This is a genomic window from Sphingomonas sp. (genome assembly GCF_965200135.1).
In the GTDB taxonomy this organism is placed as follows: Bacteria; Pseudomonadota; Alphaproteobacteria; order Sphingomonadales; family Sphingomonadaceae; genus Sphingomonas.
On the sequence record NZ_CBDATK010000007.1, the window covers coordinates 432,856 to 451,734 of the forward strand.

The 18,879-nt window shown below is 68.6% G+C and carries 23 protein-coding genes, 1 tRNA gene and 1 pseudogene; 16 read left to right on the forward strand and 9 right to left on the reverse strand.

Features of this window, described 5'->3' with window-relative positions; genetic code table 11:
- Positions 1-7: 7 nt before the first annotated feature.
- Positions 8-598: a J domain-containing protein gene (locus ACOFKS_RS10255; protein ID WP_419809136.1), complete on the reverse strand. Its 591-nt coding sequence runs from the start codon at positions 596-598 to the stop codon at positions 8-10.
- 36 nt (positions 599-634) lie between these two features.
- Between ACOFKS_RS10255 and ACOFKS_RS10260 the strand changes: the two genes are divergently transcribed.
- From ACOFKS_RS10260 to ACOFKS_RS10280, 5 genes are read left to right on the forward strand one after another with little or no spacing between them, the layout of a single operon-like run.
- Positions 635-922 (forward strand): BolA family protein, encoded by a 288-nt coding sequence (locus ACOFKS_RS10260; protein WP_419809137.1) that lies wholly within the window; start codon positions 635-637, stop codon positions 920-922.
- On the forward strand, positions 919-1,626 hold the full coding sequence (locus ACOFKS_RS10265; protein ID WP_419809138.1) for a glutathione S-transferase: 708 nt from the start codon (positions 919-921) through the stop codon (positions 1,624-1,626). The genes ACOFKS_RS10260 and ACOFKS_RS10265 overlap by 4 nt, the downstream gene beginning before the upstream one ends.
- Positions 1,623-2,087 carry an NUDIX hydrolase gene (locus ACOFKS_RS10270; protein ID WP_419809139.1) on the forward strand — a complete coding sequence of 155 codons (465 nt, stop codon included), beginning with the start codon at positions 1,623-1,625 and terminating at the stop codon, positions 2,085-2,087. The genes ACOFKS_RS10265 and ACOFKS_RS10270 overlap by 4 nt, the downstream gene beginning before the upstream one ends.
- Positions 2,077-2,976, forward strand: coding sequence for a pirin family protein (locus tag ACOFKS_RS10275; RefSeq protein ID WP_419809140.1), 900 nt, complete (start codon positions 2,077-2,079; stop codon positions 2,974-2,976). The genes ACOFKS_RS10270 and ACOFKS_RS10275 overlap by 11 nt, the downstream gene beginning before the upstream one ends.
- 36 nt (positions 2,977-3,012) lie before the next feature.
- Positions 3,013-3,897 (forward strand): alpha/beta fold hydrolase, encoded by an 885-nt coding sequence (locus ACOFKS_RS10280; protein WP_419809141.1) that lies wholly within the window; start codon positions 3,013-3,015, stop codon positions 3,895-3,897.
- Here ACOFKS_RS10280 and ACOFKS_RS10285 read toward each other — a convergent pair whose 3' ends face one another.
- Positions 3,898-4,152: a hypothetical protein gene (locus tag ACOFKS_RS10285; protein ID WP_419809298.1), complete on the reverse strand. Its 255-nt coding sequence runs from the start codon at positions 4,150-4,152 to the stop codon at positions 3,898-3,900. It abuts the gene before it with no gap.
- On the opposite strand from ACOFKS_RS10285, the gene ACOFKS_RS10290 reads away from it, so the two are divergent.
- Positions 4,054-4,272 (forward strand): hypothetical protein, encoded by a 219-nt coding sequence (locus ACOFKS_RS10290; protein WP_419809142.1) that lies wholly within the window; start codon positions 4,054-4,056, stop codon positions 4,270-4,272. The two genes, ACOFKS_RS10285 and ACOFKS_RS10290, sit on opposite strands and share 99 nt — an antisense overlap.
- Position 4,273: 1 nt before the next feature.
- Here ACOFKS_RS10290 and ACOFKS_RS10295 read toward each other — a convergent pair.
- Both ACOFKS_RS10295 and cpdR read right to left on the reverse strand, forming a co-directional pair.
- Positions 4,274-4,348 (reverse strand) — tRNA-Val (locus tag ACOFKS_RS10295).
- A gap of 46 nt (positions 4,349-4,394) precedes the next feature.
- Positions 4,395-4,769: a cell cycle two-component system response regulator CpdR gene (gene cpdR, locus ACOFKS_RS10300; RefSeq protein WP_419809143.1), complete on the reverse strand. Its 375-nt coding sequence runs from the start codon at positions 4,767-4,769 to the stop codon at positions 4,395-4,397.
- A 101-nt stretch (positions 4,770-4,870) separates the two neighbouring features.
- Here cpdR and ACOFKS_RS10305 point away from each other — a divergent pair, with 101 nt between their 5' ends.
- The gene (locus ACOFKS_RS10305; protein ID WP_419809144.1) at positions 4,871-5,737 is read left to right on the forward strand and encodes an N-formylglutamate amidohydrolase; all 867 of its coding nucleotides are present in this window, start codon (positions 4,871-4,873) and stop codon (positions 5,735-5,737) included.
- Positions 5,738-5,746: 9 nt separating this feature from the next.
- A complete protein-coding gene (locus ACOFKS_RS10310) occupies positions 5,747-6,241 on the forward strand; it encodes a hypothetical protein (RefSeq protein ID WP_419809145.1) in 495 nt (164 codons plus the stop codon).
- 193 nt (positions 6,242-6,434) lie between these two features.
- On the opposite strand, the gene ACOFKS_RS10315 is transcribed toward ACOFKS_RS10310, so the two are convergent.
- Together ACOFKS_RS10315 and ACOFKS_RS10320 are read right to left on the reverse strand one after the other, a co-directional pair.
- Positions 6,435-7,199 (reverse strand): SapC family protein, encoded by a 765-nt coding sequence (locus ACOFKS_RS10315; RefSeq protein ID WP_419809146.1) that lies wholly within the window; start codon positions 7,197-7,199, stop codon positions 6,435-6,437.
- A gap of 66 nt (positions 7,200-7,265) precedes the next feature.
- On the reverse strand, positions 7,266-8,690 hold the full coding sequence (locus tag ACOFKS_RS10320) for an FAD-binding oxidoreductase (protein ID WP_419809147.1): 1,425 nt from the start codon (positions 8,688-8,690) through the stop codon (positions 7,266-7,268).
- An 84-nt stretch (positions 8,691-8,774) separates the two neighbouring features.
- On the opposite strand from ACOFKS_RS10320, the gene ACOFKS_RS10325 reads away from it, so the two are divergent.
- From ACOFKS_RS10325 to ACOFKS_RS10340, 4 genes are all read left to right on the forward strand, one after another.
- Entirely contained in the window at positions 8,775-9,242 is a 468-nt protein-coding gene (locus ACOFKS_RS10325; RefSeq protein WP_419809148.1) for a hypothetical protein, read from the forward strand.
- A 101-nt stretch (positions 9,243-9,343) separates the two neighbouring features.
- Complete coding sequence (locus ACOFKS_RS10330) at positions 9,344-10,900, forward strand: DEAD/DEAH box helicase (RefSeq protein ID WP_419809149.1); 1,557 nt, start codon at positions 9,344-9,346, stop codon at positions 10,898-10,900.
- Positions 10,845-11,090 (forward strand): DUF1289 domain-containing protein, encoded by a 246-nt coding sequence (locus tag ACOFKS_RS10335; RefSeq protein WP_419809150.1) that lies wholly within the window; start codon positions 10,845-10,847, stop codon positions 11,088-11,090. Before ACOFKS_RS10330 ends, ACOFKS_RS10335 begins: the two co-directional genes overlap by 56 nt.
- On the forward strand, positions 10,999-11,550 hold the full coding sequence (locus tag ACOFKS_RS10340; protein ID WP_419809151.1) for a transposase: 552 nt from the start codon (positions 10,999-11,001) through the stop codon (positions 11,548-11,550). The genes ACOFKS_RS10335 and ACOFKS_RS10340 overlap by 92 nt, the downstream gene beginning before the upstream one ends.
- 144 nt (positions 11,551-11,694) lie before the next feature.
- Here the strand turns inward: ACOFKS_RS10340 and ACOFKS_RS10345 are convergent.
- From ACOFKS_RS10345 to ACOFKS_RS10355, 3 genes and pseudogenes are all read right to left on the reverse strand, one after another.
- A pseudogene (locus ACOFKS_RS10345) lies at positions 11,695-12,843 on the reverse strand (IS3 family transposase).
- A 26-nt stretch (positions 12,844-12,869) separates the two neighbouring features.
- Entirely contained in the window at positions 12,870-13,472 is a 603-nt protein-coding gene (locus tag ACOFKS_RS10350) for a hypothetical protein (RefSeq protein ID WP_419809152.1), read from the reverse strand.
- A gap of 75 nt (positions 13,473-13,547) precedes the next feature.
- On the reverse strand, positions 13,548-13,916 hold the full coding sequence (locus ACOFKS_RS10355; protein WP_419809153.1) for a hypothetical protein: 369 nt from the start codon (positions 13,914-13,916) through the stop codon (positions 13,548-13,550).
- A 70-nt stretch (positions 13,917-13,986) separates the two neighbouring features.
- Between ACOFKS_RS10355 and ACOFKS_RS10360 the strand changes: the two genes are divergently transcribed.
- The 4 genes from ACOFKS_RS10360 to ACOFKS_RS10375 all read left to right on the forward strand — a co-directional run bounded on the left by ACOFKS_RS10360 (position 13,987) and on the right by ACOFKS_RS10375 (position 18,858).
- The gene (locus ACOFKS_RS10360) at positions 13,987-15,747 is read left to right on the forward strand and encodes a sacsin N-terminal ATP-binding-like domain-containing protein (protein ID WP_419809154.1); all 1,761 of its coding nucleotides are present in this window, start codon (positions 13,987-13,989) and stop codon (positions 15,745-15,747) included.
- Positions 15,748-16,327: 580 nt separating this feature from the next.
- Positions 16,328-17,347 (forward strand): glycosyltransferase family 4 protein, encoded by a 1,020-nt coding sequence (locus tag ACOFKS_RS10365; RefSeq protein WP_419809155.1) that lies wholly within the window; start codon positions 16,328-16,330, stop codon positions 17,345-17,347.
- The gene (locus ACOFKS_RS10370) at positions 17,344-18,456 is read left to right on the forward strand and encodes an S-(hydroxymethyl)glutathione dehydrogenase/class III alcohol dehydrogenase (protein WP_419809156.1); all 1,113 of its coding nucleotides are present in this window, start codon (positions 17,344-17,346) and stop codon (positions 18,454-18,456) included. The genes ACOFKS_RS10365 and ACOFKS_RS10370 overlap by 4 nt, the downstream gene beginning before the upstream one ends.
- Before the next feature lie 15 nt (positions 18,457-18,471).
- A complete protein-coding gene (locus tag ACOFKS_RS10375) occupies positions 18,472-18,858 on the forward strand; it encodes a VOC family protein (RefSeq protein ID WP_419809157.1) in 387 nt (128 codons plus the stop codon).
- Positions 18,859-18,879 lie beyond the last annotated feature (21 nt).

An 18,879-nucleotide genomic window follows, 5' to 3' on the forward strand; every position in this document is an offset into this window, starting at 1 on the left:
GGCCGACTCAGGCGAAGGCGGGCGCCTGGCGCAGGTTCTGATACGCGGCGATGACCTTCTGCAACGCCGCCTCGTGGCTGCGGTCGCCGCCGTTGCGGTCGGGGTGATAGCGGCGGACCAGCGCCGAATAACGTTTGCGCAACGCCGAACGGTCGGCGTCCGGCGCCAGCCCCAGCACCTTCAGGTTCGCGCGGTCCTCTCCCGACAACGGCTTGCCGTCGCCGCGCTCGGGCGCGGGCTCGCGGCGATAGCGGGCGGCGATCGCGTCCAGCGGGTCGGCGAAATCGGCCCAGCGCGGGCCGCTCGGCTCGCCCGTGAACGCGCGCGTCTCGCGTTCCCAGCCGGCATAGGGCCGCTGCGCCAGGTGGATTTCGTCGGCACTCATGCCGTTGAAGAAATTATAGCCGGCGTTGAACGCGCGGACATGGTCCAGGCACAGCCAGCGGAACGGCGGCGGACCGTCCCGGCGATCGGGCGCGCCGTCGAGCAGCGGCGCGCGGAACTCGCCCGGCCCGTCGCACCCCGCCTCCGCGCACAGCCGTCCGTCCGCCTCGATCCGGCCATGGAACCGCGGGCCCGCGCGCTGTCCGTCCGTCACTCGTGCTCCCCGCGCAAAAGCGCGTATATAGGCGCGATGACCACCCCTTCCAGCATGACCGACCAGATAGAACAACGACTTAGCGCAGCGCTGTCGCCGACCGCGCTCGTCGTCCGCAACGTCAGCGCGCAGCACGCCGGGCACATGGGCGACGACGGCTCGGGCGAGACGCATTTCGAAGTCGAGGTGGAGAGCGCCGCCTTTGCCGGCCAGTCGCGCGTCGCGCGGCAGCGGCTGGTCAACAAGGCGGTCGGCGACCTGCTCGCGCCGGGCGGCATCCACGCGCTGGCGATCCGCGCCCGCGCACCGGGAGACGCCGCGTGAGCTACGACCTTTGGTACTGGCCGACGATCCAGGGCCGCGGCGAGTTCGTGCGGCTGGCGATGGAAGCTGCAGGCATCGCCTATCGCGACCGCGCGCGAGACGAGGGCGCGGAGGCGCTGATGGCGGACCTGAAGGCGCGGGGGCCGCGCGGCCCGTTCGCGGCGCCCTATCTGGTCGGCGACGGCGTCGCGGTCGCGCAGGTCGCGCACATCCTCGCCTGGCTGAGCGACCGCCACGAGCTGACGCCGCCAGACGAGCCGACGAAGCTGTGGCTGACCCAGCTGCAGCTGACGGTCACCGACCTCGTCGCCGAGGTCCACAACGTCCACCACCCGGTCGCCGCGATGGCCTATTACGACGAGCAGAAGCCCGAGGCGGCGCGCGCGGCAGAGCAGTTCCGCGCCGAGCGGCTGCCCAAGTTCCTCGCATATTTCGAGGCCGCCGCCGGCACCGTGCCGGGCGTCTTCGTCGCGGGCGATCGCTGGAGCCCCGTCGACACCTCGCTGTTCCAGCTGATCGAGGGGCTGCGCTATATGTTCCCCAAGCGGATGGCGGCGATCGAGGCGGACTATCCGCGCGTCGTCGCGATCCGCGATGCGGTGGCGGCGCTGCCCGGCGTCGGCGCCTATCTGGCGAGCGACCGGCGGATCGCGTTCAACGAGGACGGCATCTTCCGCCACTATCCCGAATTGGACGCGGCATGAGCCGGCCCACCGCCAGACAGCCCCGCCCCGCCGCGCGCATCCTGCTGGTCGATGGCGAGGCCCGCGTGCTGCTGTTCCGGTTCACGCCCTATGACGGTCGCCCCGCCTTCTGGTGCACGCCGGGCGGCAAGGTCGACGACGGCGAGACCTATGAGGTCGCCGCGCGCCGCGAACTGCGCGAGGAGGTCGGGCTCGACCTCGATTGCGGGCCGCAGGTGGCGCAGCGCTGGTGCGACTTCCTGACCATCGAGGGCGTCGAGGTGACCGCGGACGAGCGCTACTTCCGCGTCGACGTGGGCGCGTGCGAGGTCGACAGCGCGGGTCATACCGAACTGGAACGGCGCGTGATGGGCGAGTGGCGCTGGTTCACGCGCGCCGACCTCGCGACGCTCGACGAACGGGTCTATCCCGAGGATCTGCAAGCCCTGCTCGACCAGACGGAACCCGCCCATGCTCGATGATTTCGTGGATCAGATCCTCGCCCCCGTCACCCACGACCTGGGCGGGTTCAAGGTGCATCGCGTCCTGCCCGCGCGCGACCGGACGATGGTCGGGTCGTTCCTGTTCTTCGATCAGATGGGGCCGGGGACGATGGCGGCGGGGCAAGGGCTGGACGTGCGCCCGCACCCGCACATCAACCTCGCCACCGTCACCTATCTGTTCGACGGCGCGATCGATCATCGCGACTCGCTCGGCACCCGCCAGCGGATCGAGCCGGGCGCGGTCAATTTGATGACGGCGGGGCGCGGCATCGTCCATTCGGAGCGCTCGCCGGGTGACGAGCGGGCGACCGGCCCGGTGCTGTCGGGCATCCAGACCTGGCTGGCGCTGCCCGATGCGCTGGAGGAGAGCGACCCGGCGTTCCAGCACATCGCCGCCGCCGCCCTGCCCGTGATCGACCAGGGCGGCGCGCGCGCCCGCGTCGTGATGGGGACGCTATGGGGCGCGACCGCGCCGACCACCGCGCATGCCGGCACGATCTATGCCGCCATCGACCTCGCCCCCGGCGGCACCATCCCCGTCGACGACGGCGCGGAGGAACGCGCGGTCTATCTGGCGGAGGGGGAGGCGACGCTGGACGGCATGCCGCTGATGCCGCAGCGGCTGTATGTGCTGCGGCCGGGGATCGCGACGACGCTGGCATCGACCTCGGGCGGCCGCGTGATGCTGTGCGGCGGCGATGCCTATCCGACGCCGCGCCATGTCTGGTGGAACTTCGTCTCGTCCCGGCCCGAGCGGATCGAACAGGCCAAGCGCGACTGGCGCGCCGGCGAGTTCCCGACGGTGCCCGACGACCATGACGAGTTCATCCCCCTGCCCGACCGCCCGCTGACCGTGAGCTATCCCTAAGCCCCGAACCTTCCCATCGCACCGGAGGATCCGCCCATGACCGACGCCCTGCAGCGCGTGAGCCTGTCGACCGGCGTCGAGCTGGACGTGCAGGTCGCCGGATCGCGCGACCGGCCGGCGGTGATCCTGCTCCACGGCTTTCCCGAATCGCACCGGACGTGGCGCGACGTCGTGCCCGAACTGGCGCGCGACCATTTCGTCCTCGCGCCCGACCAGCGCGGCTATGCGCGGTCGTCGAAGCCGGCGGGGGTCGAGCACTACGCGCCCGACCGGATCGTCGCCGACCTGCTGGCACTCGCCGACGTCTTCGACCTCGACCGGTTCACGCTGGTCGGTCACGACTGGGGCGGGGCGATCGCGTGGATGGCGGCGTTGCAGCACCCTGACCGGATCGCGCGGCTGGTGATCGTCAATGCGCCGCACCCGCTGGTCTTCCAGCGCTCGCTCTACGACGATCCCGCGCAGCGCGCCGCCAGCCAGTATATCCGCCGCTTCCGCGACACGAGCCTGGACGGCGGGCTGATCGGCAAGGGGCTGGAGGCGTTCTTCTCCTCCACCTTCGCGCAGGTGCTGACCAGCGCGGTCGTCGGCAAGGACAAGGCCGCGTATCTGGACGAATGGGGTCAGCCGGGCGCGATGACCGCGATGCTCAACTGGTATCGCGCCAGCGCCGTGGTCGTGCCCGAACCCGGCGAGGACCCGCCCCGCCCCGCCTTCCTCGACGCCCCCTTCCCGCCCGTCACGCCGCCGACGCTGGTGATCTGGGGCATGGCGGACAAGGCGCTGTTGCCGGTGCAGATGGACGGGCTGGCGGCGCTGGTCCCCGACCTGACGATCGCGCGCGTCGAGGGTGCCGGGCATTTCGTGCCGTGGGAGGACGCGCCCGCGGTGCTCGCGGCGATGCGACACTGGGGCATCTGATTAGCGGCGAGCGGTGGTGCGGAACTTCGCAAACCTCACGGTAGATCGCGCCGGAGTCCGCCGCAGTAAGGCCCGGATCGAACGCCTCTTCCGTACCCCCGTGTCGAACTCGTCCATCAATGCCGATGGACGACGCAGGTCCAAGCGCGGCAGGCGTTGTTCGAACAGGTCGAGGGTTATCGCAATCGGCACCGCATACACTCGGCCCTCGACTGCCTGACGCCCGACGAAGCCCGGCAGCGCCTGGTCGGCCAATCCCTGCGGGTCGCCAAGCCGAGGAAGATCAAGCGACGCTTCGGCACGGACGTCGACACGCGCCCAGACCTTCGCCCTAAACGAAAATCCCGCCAACCGACCAGGCTGGCGGGATTTTAGATGGTGGGCGTGGCAAGGATTGAACTTGCGACCCCTGCGATGTCAACACAGTGCTCTACCACTGAGCTACACGCCCACGCTGTGTCGCGCCCTACCCGCGCCGACGCAGGGGCGCAACCCCGTTACAGTTCGCCGAAGCTCGCGCCCTGGAACAGGCGGTCGACCTCCAGCACCAGGTCGCGCAGGTGGAACGGTTTGGACAGGACGCGGGCGTTGGGCATCGCCTTACCCGCCTTCAGCGTCACGGCCGCGAAGCCGGTGATGAACATGACCTTCAGGTCGCTCGCCAGCTCGCCCGCGCGCTGCGCCAGTTCGATGCCGTCCATCTCGGGCATGACGATGTCGGTCAGCAGCAGGTCGAACCGCTCGGTCTCCAGCAGCGGCAGTGCCGCCGTGCCCCGGTCGACGGCGGTGACGGCATAGCCCGACCGTTCCAGCGCGCGCGTCAGATACTCGCGCATCACCTGGTCGTCCTCGGCCAGCAAAATCCGGATCATCTTGGCGCTCGTCCCTGGGTGTAACCGCCCGACTATGCGCCTATTCCTTAAGAAAGGGGAGAGCGTTGCGGCGGATCGCGCCCACCGTTAGCGTCCCGGCGATGGACAGGCCGGGCACGATGGCGGACAGCGGCGGCTTCGAACGCTGGGGCGACGCGGTGCCGGCCAGTCCGGTCGTACTCTCCGTGCCCCACGCCGGACGCGACTATCCACTGCCGATCCGGGCAGCGGCGCGAGGTTCGCTCGCGACGCTGGCGGCACTGGAAGACCGCTTCGTCGACGCGGTGGCACTGGCGGCGCGGGGCGACGAGACGCTGCTGGTCCAGCGCCGCGCGCGCGCCTGGATCGACCTCAATCGCGCCGAAGACGAACGCGATCCCCGTGTCGACGAGGGCGCGTCACCGGGACCGGTCGTCTCCGCCAAGGTCGGTCACGGCCTCGGGCTGATCCCGCGCCGCAGCGGCTTGTTGGACGACCTGTGGCGGCGGCGCTGGAGCGATGCGGAGGTGCACGCGCGGATCGCGTCCGATCACCGGCCCTATCACGCCGCGCTGGCCGATGCGCTGGCGGCGGCGCGCGCGCGGTGGGGCGTGGCGGTGCTGGTCGACCTCCACTCGATGCCACCGCTGACCGGTGCCGCGCGCCACACGCGGGTGGTGCTGGGCGATCGTTGGGCGCGCGCGGCGGGCACGCGGTTCGTGGCGCGGGCGGAGGCGGTGGTCGCCGCCGCCGGGCTCTGCGTGGCGCTCAACAGCCCCTATGCCGGTGGGCACATCCTCGACCGTCATGGCGATCCGGCGGCAGGCATCCATGCTATCCAGCTGGAACTCGATCGCAGCCTCTACCTCGACACGGCGTTGCGTGGGCCGGGTCCGGGGCTCACCCGCATCGCAGGGGTGATCCGCGATGTCATGGCCGCGTTGGCGAACGAGGCGCTCGCGGCGGGGCTGCCCCTTGCGGCGGAATAGCGGAGGACGATGATGCTGACCTTGGTGATGATGGCGACCCTGCCCGTCTACGTGCCGCCGCCGGGACTGGCCACGGTGGCGGGACTTGCCGGGTGCTGGCGCGTCGCCGGCCAGGTGCGGGGCAGGGACGCGGCCTCGATCGCCAAGGGTGAATGGCATCTCGGACGGCGCTACTTCACGCTCCATCTGCGCGCGACAGGCCCGCGCCCCTACGAAGCCGCCATCACATACGGCGCGGGCGAGCGGCCGGATGCGCTCGGCTCCGTTTTCTCCGACACGTTCGGCGGCTTGTACGAACCCTCGCTCGGCCTGGGCGAGACCACGCCCGACGGCTTCGTCCAGCGGTATCGCTTCGCCGACGCCGTCTACGTCAACCGCTTCGTCCGCCTGACGGGCGGATGGAGGTGGACGATCGTCGAACAGCCGACCGGCAAGCCGGAGTCCGTTTTCGCCGGATATACGTTGTGCCCGGCGCCGTGTCGCGGAATGCGCTTCGCCTATTAAAAAACCACCCCGTGCTTTCGCACAGGGTGGCCAAGGTTCAGGGAGGAGACACGCCGGGAAGGGGGTTCGCGCGGCGTGCCGTACACGTTCGTGAAAGGGGGGACACGAACGGTACGAGAGCTAAATGGGCGAGCGCGGCGATGGTTCAATCCCCCCGCACATTTTTGTGCGGACCACGATCGCGCGCGAGCGCTCAGCCCAGGGTCGGCTGCGGCTGCTGGCCCAGCTGCACCTGGCGCGCGAAGACGTCGCGCATCAGGCTGAGCGAGAACAGGTGCGCGTAGAGGAGCGGCAGCATCCCCGACTTGGCGATCTTGCGGAGCTGGTCGCCGCGCATGTCGGACAGCTTCTCCTCGTTCACCATCTGGAACCCGCGATAGATGAACGGCTGCTGGTTGCCCTCGGGCTGGATCGACACCTCGCCGTCCATCAGCAGCTCCATCTCCCTGAGCTCCTTCATGAAGTTGTGCGTGCGCTGCCCGGCCTGCTCGAACGATTCGTTGAACGCGAGGATGTTCTTGGTCAGCTCGCTGGGCTGGCCGTCGGTGAACAGCAGTTCGCCGTCGTCGAACGCGCCGATCGCATCGCTGGTCGGGTCGAAGCACAGCGACAGCTCGTCCGCCTCGGGACGCAGCTTCGCCAGCATGTACGGATAGCGACGGATATAGGCCGGGACATAAAAGGCGTTTTCGGTCAGCGTGCCCTCGTCGTCGACGAACACGTTGACCCCCTCGTTCAGCCCCATCAGCGCCAGCGGGATCGCCTCGTCGCCCACCGAGAAGACGATCGGCATGTAGCGCTGCACCATCGGGAACTCGTCCACGGTGATCGGGATCGCATGCTGCCCGGCGAGCCACGGCGCCTTGTCCTGCTGGCGGACCCGATAATTGGCGTGGGTCTCGCTCGAAAGCGGCTCGAGACCCTTGTAGAACAGGGGAAGCTGGGGCGCGCTGGCCATGACATCACTCTCCGCGATCACATATGAAAAGGGCGGGCCGTGAAGCCCGCCGCTAGACCGCAACCCTTATTGGCGCGCGGCACCGGGTGCAAGGACGAGCTTGCCGGGGTTCATCAGCCCGTGCGGATCGAGCGCCCCTTTGATGCCGGTCAGCACCGCCATCCGCGCCGGCGAGGACAGACGCGCGAGTTCGTCGCGCTTCATCTGGCCGATGCCGTGCTCCGCGGAGATCGACCCACCTGCCGCGACGACCAGGTCGTGGACGAACCGGGTGACGGTCGGCGCCGCCTCCGCATACCAGCGCTCCGGGTCGGCCCCGGCGGGCGCGCGGACATGGAAGTGGACGTTGCCGTCGCCGAGATGGCCGAAGCCCGAGGCGTGCGTGCCCGGAAAGCGCGCCTCGACCGTCGCCGCGCCGTCGATCAGGAAACGCGGCATCGCATCGACCGGCACCGAGATGTCGTGCTGCGTCGCCGGCCCCTGCGCCCGCTCGCCCGCCGAGATCGAGTCGCGCAGCCGCCAGAACGCCTCCGCCTGCGCCTCGCTGGCAGCGATCACCGCGTCGCGCGCGAGGCCGTCCGCCAGGGCGTCGCCGAGCAGCCGTTCCAGCAATCGGGCGGGCGGCTCGTCATCGGGCGCGGTCGCCACCGCCTCGACCAGCACATGCCACGGATGCGTGTCCGCGAGCGGCGCGCGCGCGTCGGGCAGATGCGCCAGCACCGCCGCCAGCGACTCGGCGGGCAGCAGCTCGAAACTCTCCACCCCATCGGTCGCCGCCTCCAGCCGCCGCAACAGCGCCAGCGCGGTCGCCGGGTCCGCGACCCCCAGCCACGCCACGGCGCGCGCGGTCACCGCCGGCGCCAGCCGCAGCGTCGCGGCCGTGACGATGCCCAGCGTCCCCTCCGCCCCGACCAGCAGCTCCTTCAGGTCGTAACCGCGATTGTCCTTCTTGAGCGACGGCAGCCCGTGATGGATCGAGCCGTCGGGCAGCACCGCCTCCAGCCCCGCGACCAGCCCGCGCATCGTGCCGTGGCGCAGCACCTGCGTGCCCCCGGCGTTGGTCGAGACCAGCCCGCCCACCGTCGCACTCCCGCGCGCGCCGAGCGTCAGCGGAAAGCGTCGCCCCTGCGCCAGCGCCGCGTCATGCAGCTCGGCCAGGATCACCCCCGCCTCCGCCACCGCCAGCCCCGCCGCCGCATCCACCGACCGGATGCGGTTCAGCCGCCGCAGCGACAGCAGCAGCGCCGAGCCATCCGCCGGCGGTGTCGCGCCGCCGACCATCGACGTGTTGCCCCCCTGCGGCACCAGCGCCACGCCATGCGCGGCGGCGGCCGTGACGATCGCGGCCACCTCCGCCGTCGTGTCGGGCTGGAGCAGCGCCGGCGCGGCGCCGTGGAAACGCCCGCGCCAGTCGATCAGCCACGGCGCGATCAGCTCGGCGTCGCGGACGATCGTGCGCGGCCCGACCTGACCGGCGAGCGCGTCGAGCATCCGTGTCTGGGCAGCAGAAGCGTCGGGAAGCTGTGGCAAAGTTCATCACCCGTTCAACGTGGCGGACTAGGGCGCGAGGACCCCATGCACCAGCTCGCCCTGCCCGTCACCCTGTTGTCCCTCATCGCTCCGATCGCGATCGCGGCCGATGCCGAGCCGCGCGGCAGCGAAGTACAGGTGGCGCAGCTCACCATCCGCGAGCGGATCATCATCCGCGTGCCCCGGATGCCGCTGCCCCCGCCCAGCGCCGCGCGATCGCTGCTGCCGCGTCCGATCGTCTGGCGCGAACGCCGCGGGCCCAAATGCATTCCCGCGCAGGGCATGGCAGGAGCGCTGGTGTCCGCGCCCAACCAGGTCGATCTGGTGCTGGTCGGCGGGCGGCGGGTGCGCGCGAAGCTGGACGGCGACTGTCGCCCGCTCGACTTCTATTCGGGCTTCTACGTGCGGCCGGGCGGCGACGGCATGATCTGCGCCGGTCGCGACGCGATCCGGGTGCGGTCGGGCGCGGCGTGCGAGATCGACCGGTTCCGGGCGCTGCAAGCCGCCAACTGACGTCGGCGCGGGCGTAATTTCTTGACTTCGGCGGCGGTTTCGGCAAGCGCGCGGGCGCCTGGGGCTCGCGCCGTCGCCCGCCCCGTCAGCCGGACATATGCATGAGCTTCGCCGATCTCGGCCTTTCCCCTGAATTGCTGCAAGCGGTGACCGACGCCGGCTATTCGGACCCGACGCCGATCCAGGCGAGCGCGATCCCGTCGGTGCTGATGATGCGCGACATCATCGGCATCGCCCAGACCGGCACCGGCAAGACCGCGAGCTTCGTGCTGCCGATGATCGACATCCTCGCCCACGGCCGCCGCCGCGCGCTGATGCCGCGCTCGCTCATCCTCGAACCGACCCGCGAATTGGCGGCGCAGGTCGCCGAGAATTTCGAGAAATACGGCAAGCAGCACGACCTCAAGATGGCGCTGCTGATCGGCGGCGTGCAGATGGGCGATCAGGTCAAGGCGCTGGCGGACGGCGTCGACGTGCTGATCGCGACGCCCGGCCGGCTGATGGACCTGTTCGGGCGCGGCAAGATCCTTCTCACCGGCTGCAACCTGCTGGTGATCGACGAGGCGGACCGGATGCTCGACATGGGGTTCATCCCCGACATCGAGGAAATCTGCACGAAGCTGCCCAAGCAGCGCCAGACGCTGCTGTTTTCCGCCACCATGCCGCCGCCGATCAAGAAGCTGGCGGACAAGTTCCTCGACAATCCCAAGACAATCGAGGTGTCGCGCCCGGCGTCGTCGAACCTCAACATCACGCAATATCTGGTGCCGGTCGACGGTCAGCGCGGCAAGCAGCCGCGGCTGCGGGCGCTGCTCGCGCAGCCGGAGGTCGAGAGCGCGATCATCTTCTGCAACCGCAAGACGACGGTGCGCGACCTCAACAAGGCGCTGCGCCAGAACGGCCAGCGGTCCGGCGAAATCCACGGCGACATGGAACAGTCGGCGCGGATCGCCGAACTCGACCGCTTCAAGGCGGGCGAGATCAACATCCTGGTCGCGTCCGATGTCGCCGCGCGCGGGCTGGACATCAAGGGCGTCAGCCACGTCTTCAACTACGACGCCCCGTGGCATCCCGACGATTACGTCCACCGCATCGGCCGCACCGGCCGCGCGGGCGCGACGGGGGTCGCCTATACGCTGATCGCGCCCGACGATGCGGAGAACATCGCCAATATCGAGAAGCTGACCGGCCAGACGATCCAGCGGCTCGCGGCAGCGACGCCGTCCGCTTCGCGCGGCGAGGAGGACGAAGCGCCCGCCGAGCGCGCCCCGCGCCGGACCCGCGGACGTCGTGGCGAGGGCGACGCGCCCCGCGAGGATCGCCCCGCCCGCGCACCCCGGCCGCGCGACGAAACCGACGCGCCGACCCGCGACGAGGCACCCGCCCCGCGCGAGGAACGTCCGGTACGTGAGGAGCGCCCGGTGCGCGAGGATCGGCCAGCACGCGAGGACCGTCCGGCGAGTGAGGATCGTGCGACGCGCGAGCCGCGCGCCCGCGAGGAGGCCCGTCCTCCCCGTCGCGACGCCCTGCCCCCACGCGACGCCGCCCCTCCCCGCCGCGACGACCGCCGCCCGCGCCGCGACGAGCGCAACGACGGTCCCGATGTCGGCTGGAACGGCCCGATCCCCGACTTCCTGTCGGCCACCATCGCCGGCTGAGCCTCGCATGTTCGAGCTGGTCCCGCCCGAACCGGCGGACGTGGCGAGCCCCTGCACCGGCGTCTGCGTGATCGGCGACGACGACCTGTGCGAGGGTTGTGCCCGCACGCTCGACGAGATCGCCGGCTGGAGCGCCGCGAGCTTCGCCGACCGCCGCGCGACCTTGGCGGCGCTGCCAAGCCGGAGATAAAACTCCCCTCCTCTTCAGGGGTGCTGGCGTTGGACAATCGCGACACCAGCCGCACGCGTGTCGAGAAGGTGATGGTCGCCACCTCACGCCGATCCTACAGGCGAACATAGCCCGCGAAGCCAACCTGCCGACCGACGACGCCGGACAGTATCGCGACATGCACCGCCACTTCGCCTCGCGTGCGACGACGCCGCACATGAAGGGCGTCTACGTCGACCCGCAGAACCCGGTCATCCACACGAACACCGTCGAAGGATCGTTCTCGATCTTCAAGCGCGGAATGCGCGGCGTGTATAAGCATTGCGGCGAGCAGCACCTTCACCGCTACCTGTGCGAGTTCGAGTTTCGGTATAATCACCGAATCGCCAACGGTGTGGATGATCGCGGTCGGGCTGATCGCGCGCTGGACGGTATCGTCGGCAAGCGGCTGACGTATAGGTTACCTGACGTTCGGGCCTGAGACAAAGCGTGTAGGTAAGCGGCAAAACTCCCGGTGGATGACAAAGCCTCACCGACGCTGACTCGCCACCGAGGAGGTGGAGCGATATGCCACTCCCATGGCGGAGACCCTCTTTGAGCTGCTGCCGGTTTCACGGACACGAGGTTAAGCTACAAGCGCTTGCCGCTCGAAGTCCATCGGGCTGAGATAGCCCAGGGTCGAGTGCCTTCGCGTGGGATTGTAGAAGCGCTCGATATAATCGAACACGTCGGCCTTCGCGTGATTGCGCGTTCGATATGTCTTGCGGGCGATCCTTTCGGTCTTCAGCGAGGAGAAGAAGCTCTCCATGGCGGCATTGTCCCAGACGTTGCCCGACCGGCTCATCGAGCAGGTGACGCCATTGTCCGCCATAAGTCTTTGGAACTGATCGATTGTATATTGGCTGCCCTGATCCGAGTGATGTAACAGGGTATCGGGTTTTCCGCGACGCCAGACCGCCATCATCGGCGCGTCGGTCACGAGTTGGGCGGTCATGGTGTCGCTCATCGACCAGCCGACCACCCGTCTGGAGAACAGGTCGATGACGGCCGCGACATAGAGCCAGCCCTCGGCGGTCCAGATGTAGGTGAAGTCGGCCACCCACTTCTGGTTCGGAGCATCGGCCGTGAACTGGCGATCGAGCACGTTGTCGGCGATGGCCGACCGCTCGCCAACATCCTTCGGCAACCCACGCCGCCGGGGGCGCGCTTTCAAGCCGTGAAGGCGCATCAGCCGTTCGATGCGGTGCAGACCACATGAAAGGCCTTCGGCCAGAAGATCATGCCAGACGCGGCGCGCGCCGTATGTCCGGTAGCTCGCGACGAAGCTCGCGCGGATCTTGCCAGCGAACTCTTCATCGGTGCGAGTGCGGGCGCTGGGCGCACGAACAAGCCAGGCGTGAAAGCCGCTGCGCGAAACACCGAGCGCTTCGCGAATCCACGACACCGGCCAGGTCCCCCGGTGCTTCGCGATGAACTCGAACTTTCACATCGAGTCCCTTGCGAAGTAGGCCGCCGCTTTTTTTAGGATGTCCCTCTCTGCCTTCATCCTGGCAAGCTCGCGGCGAAGCCGCTCAATCTCCTGCTGCTCCGGCTTCATCACGCCGTGCCCGGGAAACGCCGATCCCGGATTCGCCGTCTGTTCGCGCACCCACTTGCGCAGCACGTTCTCGTGCAGGTCCAGATCGCGCACCACCTGCGATACCGACACCCCGCGTTCCCGCACCAGCTTCACCGCCTCGAGCTTGAACTCGCGGCTGAATTTCCGTCGTTGCATTCACACCCTACGGATCCAAAAACACCTTATCTCGGTGTCCACGGAACCGGCAGCAGCTCAGGGTCCCACAAGCCGGCTATCGCGTCGATGAAGGCGCCGCGTGCACGCCCTAGCGAGGCCGGATCGTTCAATCCCGCCAGCGTCTTCACGAGGGCCACGCGATCTTCGTAGCCTCGTTTTCTGAAAGTCCCGCTATCCGCCTTGTAGCACGCCTCGGAACACCAGTCCCCAAGGTGGGTCCAGACGAATAGCCGGCGACGCCAGTTGCCTGCATCGCTATCGTCCGCACTCGCTGCGTCGTTGTGCATGTCGTCAGCGCCCGCCTCGCCGGGGTAATGATATGTCAGGTTCTTCGTAGCTGGCACCTCGAAGCCGCTGAGTGATACCATCCGCGATTGTTCATTCTGCCCGAGCGCCTGCTTGAGCCGGACGGGCAGCTTGAGGAAGCTCTGCTCCGGCCGGAAGTCCGACAGTAGGTATCCCCGCTGGATCCACAGGTCGAAATTGCTGAGCGAGTGCCTCTCGCGACCGACCTTGATCCCTGGAAGGCGGAGCTGGAGGCCCACCCCCAGGTTCAGGTCCGTCGCTGCATCGATCTCGCGAGGCTCGCCCGCTTCGGTCCCGGCCACGACCTCGTCGCACCAGGCTATGATGTGCGAGTGTCGAGACTTGGTCAGGCGACAGTTGGCAATCAGTTCGGCATTCTACGCGCCACTGAAGCCTTGCTTGGTCGCGTTGGCCGACCCGAAGATCAGGGTGCGCGCGGTCCTCTTCGCCTCGGTCCGCCACACGATGTAGAACAGCTTCAGGTGGACGAGCCCGGGCGCCGAGCCGAACACGCAGGTGAGCACGATTCTGCGCTTCGACGCCGCCACAGCGTCCCTTATCATCTGGACGTCATCGGGCCTGCAGCCATCGTCTATGACGACGTTGAGGCGCTTCGGCCTGAGGTCGCGGATGAGCCCCTCGAAGAACTCCCGCTCGACGTAGGGAGTGACGACGAGGACCGTGTCGGCCTTTCGGTTCACTGGTCGCTCAAAAAGATCATAGCTGTGGTCGGACGGTGCTGCCATGCTGAATCATGGACGCCGTGGTGCGCGGGGTAAAGGCAGCCGTGGCCCGAGAGCGACGTAGAGAGGATCAATGAAGCCGCGCGACCACCAGGACCCGTTGGAGATCGGCGCGATCGAGGCGGACGCGATCGATGATCCGGCATCCATGTTGGAAGCGCTGCTCGACCGGCAGTTCGACAACGCCATCCATGCCGTGCGCTCCGGGCTGCAAACCTACGAGAGTCTGCGCAACGTCAATGAAGTGGTCGGCGGTGAGTATGGCAGCCGGGTCGTGTTCGAGCTGTTCCAGAACGCGCACGACGCGCACGAGGCCGGGGAGGATGGCGAGATCAAGCTCCGGCTCGTCCTTGATGCGGACGGACTCGGCGACCTATACGTGGCGAACGCCGGTCGCGGCTTCAACTGGCGGAACGTCGGCGCGATCCGGAACGTCGCGGTCAGCAGCAAGAGCGTCGGCGAGGGCATCGGCAACAAGGGGCTGGGCTTCCGCAGCGTCGAGACGCTGACCGACGATCCCCGCATCTGTTCACAGACTGACGCGCGTCCCGCCGAACGCTTCGGGGGCTTCTGCTTCCGTTTCGCTTCGAAGGACGAGGTGCGGGATCGGATGTTTGGCCGCGCCGCCCCCGCCATAGTGGAGATGGTCGCCGATACGCTGCCGCGCTACCTCGCCGCGGTACCGCTTGTCGAGCAGGACGAGGCGATCCGGAAGTTCGCGCGGGAGGGGTTCGCGACCGTTGTGCACCTTTCTCTACGCGCGGCGGAGGTGGGGAAGGACGCTCGCGAACAGGTTCTCGCGCTGCTGGATCCGGCTGCGCCCCTTCTCCTGTTCCTGGAGCGGCTTAAGAAGGTGGTCATCGAGATCGAGGCGTCCGGCAGCGAGCCCGTGCGCGAGACGCTGACCCGCACCGTGACGGACCGGCCGCTGCCCGACGCGGCATCGACCAACAGGTACGAGGTCGCGGTCCTTCAGCCCGGAGGACACCGCTTCCTTGTGGTCCGCAAAGACGTGGACGGCGCGATCCTTGCGGGCGCCGTGGAGAGGAGCGTGTCCAAGGAGCCGCAGCTAGCGCGCTGGCGGGACTGGCGCGGGCAGCCGTCGGTGGCAGTCGCCGTTCCACTCGGCGAGGGCGAGCGGGACGTCGGGCGCATCTACAACTTCCTGCCGATGGCTAAGGAACTGAAGTCTCCGCTGCGCGCTCACATTGACGCGCCGTTCTACGCCTCGATCGACCGCCGCCGAGCCGCCTTCGACCTGCCGCTCAACGCGACCCTAATGGACCAACTGGCCGAGACCGCGGCGGCGGCGGCCGTTGAACTGAAGGTGGAGACGGGTTCGCTGGGTCATTGCCTGGTCTTCGACCTCATGGCGTGGGACCCGGACGACCTGCGGCGGGTCATGTTAGGCAAACGATCCCCCGGCAGCGCCTGGCAGGACTTCGCGTTGGTCCCGGCAGCCGGAGGTGAGGAAGCGTGGACGAGCGTCCGGAAGGCCGTGATCTGGGATGAGGCGGGCTACCGGCTGTTCCGTGCGAGACGATTGGTGAAGGCTGGCGTCGCCAACCTGGCGGACCCGTCTATGGGGCCTCGCCGCCTGAAGATGCTCGAGCGCCTTATCAGGACGCAGAGCCGCACGCCCGGCGCAGCCGATCACCAGCTAGCTGCCTGGGGCGAGGCGCTCGCGCGTTCGCTACATGCCGAGGGCACCGTCTCGCGCACCTGGTTTTTGGGTGAGGACGCCCTGGGGCTGGTCGATGGCAAGCTCGACGCCATAAAGGCCGAGATCGATGCCTGGGACACACTCTCCCGCTCGACCGCTTTCACGGCGTAGCGCCCGGTGGAGCACGATGAGCCCGAAGATCGGGCGAGGTTCTGGGTAAGAGCCCGAAAGTGCCGGCAGCGCCATGCACGTAGACGGCCGTCGGCAGACCTTCGGCGGCCGACCATCCCAATCGCCCATTCCACCTGTCTGGACCTGACTTTCGATCGAATGCTCGTGGTGGCCGCCGTTCTGTTGGGGATCTGTCGCCGATCAGGAGCCAAGCTGTGTCTCGACGTCGGCTGCACATGTGACGACGAATGACCTTGCCGTTGGTGGGCTCTCGGCGCCGGTTCGCCGGCCCGCCTGCTTTCGTGCCGGTCGCGGCAGCGGGTAAAGCCCCTTGCGACCGCACATCGAGCAGGAGGGCTGGTGGCCGTCGGTGTCGCTATATGGTTGCACCCCGCTTTGCTCCGCTTGTCGCCACCCTAACCTCGAGGTTTGTCGTGCCCGTCGAACAACGGGAGGCGGATCAGCATCCATGGCAGGAGTCGGCGTGATGGAACCGGTCGACGGTGACGGACGACGCGCCGACCCATGCAGCGCCTTCGCTGCGCTGGCGCACCGATCCCGCCAGCCTTAAGGCTCCGTCATGAAGGTCGCCATGCTCGCCCCGATCTCGTGGCGCACCCCGCCCGCCGGCTATGGCCCGTGGGAGCTGGTCACCAGCCTGCTGACCGAGGGACTGGTCGCCGCCGGGATCGACGTGACGCTGTTCGCGACGCAGGATTCGCACACTGCCGGCACGCTCGCCGGGGTCGTGCCGCACGCCTATTCCGAAGACCCGACGATCGACGCGAAGGTCTGGGAGGCGTTGCACGTCGCGCATGTCTTCCAGCGTGCGGGCGAGTTCGACCTGATCCACAACCAGGCCGATTTCGTCTCGCTCGCCTTCAGCCGGCTCGTCGACACGCCGGTGGTGACGACCATCCACGGCTTCTCGTCCGAGCGCATCCTGCCCGCCTATCGCGCCTATGACGACCGCGTGCATTACGTCGCGATCAGCGACGCCGACCGCCACGCCGACCTCCATTACGCCGCGACGATCCATCATGGCATCCGCCTCGACGACTTTCCGTTCGACCCGGTCGGCGGCGACGACCTGCTCTTCTTCGGCCGTATCCACCCCGACAAGGGCGCGGCGGATGCGATCGCGGCGGCGGCGGCGACGGGGCATCGCCTCGTCATGGCCGGGCTGGTTCAGGACGCAGGCTATCACGAGCGCGAGGTCGCGCCCTACCTCGGCGATCGGGTCAGCCACCTCGGCGTCGTCCAGGGCACCGAGCGCGCCCGCGTCCTCGGTTCGGCGAGGGCGCTGCTCCACCTGATCGGCTTCGACGAGCCGTTCGGGCTGTCGGTGGCGGAGGCGATGGCGTGCGGCACGCCGGTCATCGCCTATCGCCGCGGCTCGATGCCCGAGCTGATCGAGGACGGCGTCAACGGCTTCCTCGTCGACAGCTTCGACGAGGCGGTTGCCGCGATCGGCCGGATCGGCGAGATCGACCGCGCCGCCTGCCGCGCCTCGGTGGTGCGGCGCTTTTCGGTCCAGCGGATGACGGCTGACTATATCGCGCTATACGAGCGCATCCTGTCCGGAGAGATCGCCCCGTGAAGACCAGAGCCGCCGTCGCGTTCGAGGCGAAACAGCCGCTGGAGGTGGTCGAGGTCGACCTCGACGGCCCGCGCGCCGGCGAGGTGCTGGTCGAGATCATGGCGACCGGCATCTGCCACACCGACGCCTACACGCTCGACGGTCTAGACAGCGAGGGGCTGTTCCCGAGCATCCTCGGCCATGAGGGCGCGGGCGTCGTCCGCGAGGTGGGCCCCGGCGTCACCAGCGTCGTGCCCGGCGACCACGTCATCCCGCTCTACACGCCGGAATGCCGCCAGTGTAAGTCATGCCTCAGCGGCAAGACCAACCTGTGCACCGCGATCCGCGCGACGCAGGGCAAGGGGCTGATGCCCGACGGCACCACGCGCTTCTCCTACAAGGGGCAGCCGATCTTTCATTACATGGGCTGCTCGACCTTCTCGAACTTCACCGTCGTGCCCGAGATCGCGTTGGCGAAGATCAGGACGGACGCGCCGTTCAAGACGAGCTGCTATGTCGGCTGCGGCGTCACCACCGGGGTCGGCGCGGTGGTCAAGACCGCCAAGGTGCAGGCGGGCGAGAGCGTCGTCGTGTTTGGGCTGGGCGGCATCGGCCTGAACGTCATCCAGGGCGCGAAGCTGGTCGGCGCGGGACGGATCGTCGGCGTCGACCTCAACCCGGAGCGCGAGGCGTGGGGCCGCCGCTTCGGCATGACCGACTTCATCGACGCGCGCGGGCTGAGCCGCGAGGAGACGATCGCGGCGGTGCTGGCGCTGACCGACGGCGGCGCCGACTACAGCTTCGACGCGACCGGCAATACCGAGGTAATGCGGACCGCGCTGGAATGCTGTCACCGCGGCTGGGGCACCAGCATCGTCATCGGCGTGGCGGAGGCCGGCCGCGAGATCAGCACCCGCCCGTTCCAGCTCGTGACGGGGCGCAACTGGCGCGGCACCGCGTTCGGCGGCGCCAAGGGACGCACCGACGTGCCCCGGATCGTCGACTGGTATATGGACGGCAAGATCGAGATCGATCCGATGATTACCCACGTCCTGACGCTGGACGAGATCAACCGGGGGTTCGACCTGATGCATGCGGGGGACAGCATCCGCAGCGTGGTGATGTACTAAGGAGGAGGAGAGACGATGTTCAGTCACATGGTGGTCGGGTCCAACGATATCGACCGATCGAAGCGCTTCTATGACGCGACCTTCGCGGCGATGGGCGGCCGGGCCGGGATGCAGGACGACAAGGGCCGGCTGATCTATATGCACAACGGCTCGACGTTCCTGGTGACGCCGCCGATCGACGGTGAACCGGCGACGCATGCGAACGGCGGCACGATCGGGTTCGCGATGACGCCGGAACAGGCCGACGCCTGGCACCAGGCCGGCGTCGACAACGGCGGCACCGCGATCGAGGACCCGCCCGGCGTGCGCAAGGCCTCGTTCGGCAGTCTCTATCTGGCCTATCTGCGCGACCCCGACGGCAACAAGATCTGCGCGCTCCATCGGATGCCGGCCACGACCTGACGCGCTCCGGTGGTCTTTACG

Bases quoted from the DNA above. Each gene is read 5' to 3' on its own strand.
- ACOFKS_RS10310 (WP_419809145.1), top strand. From the start codon at position 5,747: ATGATGCTGACCTTGGTGATGATGGCGACCCTGCCCGTCTACGTGCCG.
- ACOFKS_RS10270 (WP_419809139.1), top strand. From the start codon at position 1,623: ATGAGCCGGCCCACCGCCAGACAGCCCCGCCCCGCCGCGCGCATCCTG.
- ACOFKS_RS10280 (WP_419809141.1), top strand. From the start codon at position 3,013: ATGACCGACGCCCTGCAGCGCGTGAGCCTGTCGACCGGCGTCGAGCTG.
- ACOFKS_RS10275 (WP_419809140.1), top strand. From the start codon at position 2,077: ATGCTCGATGATTTCGTGGATCAGATCCTCGCCCCCGTCACCCACGAC.
- ACOFKS_RS10335 (WP_419809150.1), top strand. From the start codon at position 10,845: ATGTCGGCTGGAACGGCCCGATCCCCGACTTCCTGTCGGCCACCATCG.
- ACOFKS_RS10365 (WP_419809155.1), top strand. From the start codon at position 16,328: ATGAAGGTCGCCATGCTCGCCCCGATCTCGTGGCGCACCCCGCCCGCC.
- ACOFKS_RS10355 (WP_419809153.1), bottom strand. From the start codon at position 13,916: ATGGCAGCACCGTCCGACCACAGCTATGATCTTTTTGAGCGACCAGTG.
- ACOFKS_RS10325 (WP_419809148.1), top strand. From the start codon at position 8,775: ATGCACCAGCTCGCCCTGCCCGTCACCCTGTTGTCCCTCATCGCTCCG.
- ACOFKS_RS10320 (WP_419809147.1), bottom strand. From the start codon at position 8,690: ATGCTCGACGCGCTCGCCGGTCAGGTCGGGCCGCGCACGATCGTCCGC.
- ACOFKS_RS10260 (WP_419809137.1), top strand. From the start codon at position 635: ATGACCACCCCTTCCAGCATGACCGACCAGATAGAACAACGACTTAGC.
- ACOFKS_RS10315 (WP_419809146.1), bottom strand. From the start codon at position 7,199: ATGGCCAGCGCGCCCCAGCTTCCCCTGTTCTACAAGGGTCTCGAGCCG.
- ACOFKS_RS10360 (WP_419809154.1), top strand. From the start codon at position 13,987: ATGAAGCCGCGCGACCACCAGGACCCGTTGGAGATCGGCGCGATCGAG.
- ACOFKS_RS10375 (WP_419809157.1), top strand. From the start codon at position 18,472: ATGTTCAGTCACATGGTGGTCGGGTCCAACGATATCGACCGATCGAAG.
- ACOFKS_RS10330 (WP_419809149.1), top strand. From the start codon at position 9,344: ATGAGCTTCGCCGATCTCGGCCTTTCCCCTGAATTGCTGCAAGCGGTG.
- ACOFKS_RS10305 (WP_419809144.1), top strand. From the start codon at position 4,871: ATGGACAGGCCGGGCACGATGGCGGACAGCGGCGGCTTCGAACGCTGG.
- cpdR (WP_419809143.1), bottom strand. From the start codon at position 4,769: ATGATCCGGATTTTGCTGGCCGAGGACGACCAGGTGATGCGCGAGTAT.